The following is a 1,602-nucleotide window of genomic DNA, read 5'->3' as shown; positions in this document are numbered from 1 at the left end:
TTATAGGTTACGTAGCAATAATTTCGGTAGCTGATATTATCGTTGTTCAGCAGTGTGCCAGGGAACGGATTGGTTGCACGCGTTGTGTATATCGACGCGTTGGCTGGAGGAACCTCCGTCCTTCCCGATGTATTTCCACTCACCACCGCACTACCCGTGATGCTGAGATTTGCATAGCTGTTTACGTTGGCTGGGTCGCGATATCCGCTGTTCGCGGAAAAAATACCGCCGCCATCATTCCCCGCCGTATTACCTGTGATACTGCCGCCGGTCATCTTGAAAGGAGTATCCTTCCCTACATACACTCCGCCGCCATCATTTCCCACACTATTGTTCGTGATGTTGCCGCCGGTTATTGTTATGCCACCGGTCACAAAGTCGCCCAGCATAACACCCCCTCCGTTACCAATGGCGCTGCCGCTCGTACCGGTATAATTATTACTGATTGTGCCGCCGGTCATCGTCATGCTATTCTGCCCAGGACTAATGTACACACCCATGCCGTTGCCGGCATATTGATAGCATTTTGTAATCGTTGTGCCGGCATTTATAATCAAACTGCTATAATCAACAACCTGTATTCCGCCGCTGCTTTTCCTTCCGCTCGTCAATCCATGTCCTGAAAGGGTAATATTAGAGAGCGTCAAACTACTTTTATTGGCTGCAGTACCTGTTACTATGAAGTGTCTATTTTCCTTACTTTCTGGTGAGCTGCCCACTGCTCTTGTCAGAGTATACGGTCCGCCCGGGCCGGATGTAATGGTGATTCTCTGATTTCTTATCTCTCCACTCGCATTCGCACTGCCACCCGTTGTGCCCGCTCCAGTATCCGGATCGTTTGCCATCACTGTGATCGTGCATGGTTCGGGGTTCGACGCGTACCCATATCGCGGGCAGGCGTTCAGCGCGGTCTGAATGTTATTAAATGTCCCATAATTTGTCCCGGTCGTATCGCCCGTTACGACATATGCACCCGTCGCATTCATCGGCATGATCTCCATATTGGAACGCATGCCCGCGTCCATATGTTCTGTGAGCGTATCTTCCGCCATTGTGATCGCGCCAGTAAAAGCAATCTCCTCGTCCGAGGTGAAATCCGCGTCAAATTTATTGTCTTCGCCCGTTTGGATGCTCTTAATGGGGATCAGATATTCCGTGCCGTCCAGCGTGCGCGCCTGCACGCCCACTTTGTATTCGCCGGGCGTAAGACCCGCAAAACGGTAACTGCCATTTTCTTTTGTCACAACGCTGTCTATTTTTTCACCGCCGCGGTATAATTCGACCGCATACCCGGCAATGCCAATTTCGTCTTCATCTTTGACGCCATCTGCATTTGCGTCGCTCCATACCATTCCATTGATGGAATTGGTAAGCGAAGGGGATGGTTCTGTCTCAGGCTCCGCTGACGGTGCTGCGCTCGCTTCGCTCTTTGCGGGTTCTTCTGTCGCCGTTTCCGTCGCTTCGCTGGTCGGCATTGCCATTTCATCCGTCGCCAATTCACCCGGCTCCTGTACGGGTTTTGTTTCATCCTCTACTGGTGTTTCAACGATGGATATTTCCGCCCTTTCCGCTTCTGCGGTAGAAGCAGCGCTCTGTGCGATC

1 protein-coding gene is annotated in these 1,602 nt (G+C 51.6%); it reads right to left on the bottom strand.

Translation table 11 applies throughout. The features are described 5' to 3' along the window. Positions 1 to 1,602: SdrD B-like domain-containing protein (locus VB081_RS14240; RefSeq protein ID WP_323401440.1), on the bottom strand; the 1,602-nt coding region annotated here is incomplete at both ends.

Origin of the sequence: Christensenella sp. (assembly GCF_034927525.1) — a bacterium.
Taxonomy (GTDB): Bacteria; Bacillota; Clostridia; order Christensenellales; family Christensenellaceae; genus Christensenella.
Note: the sequence above shows the minus strand (reverse complement) of the source record. Positions and strands in the feature narration are given on the sequence as shown.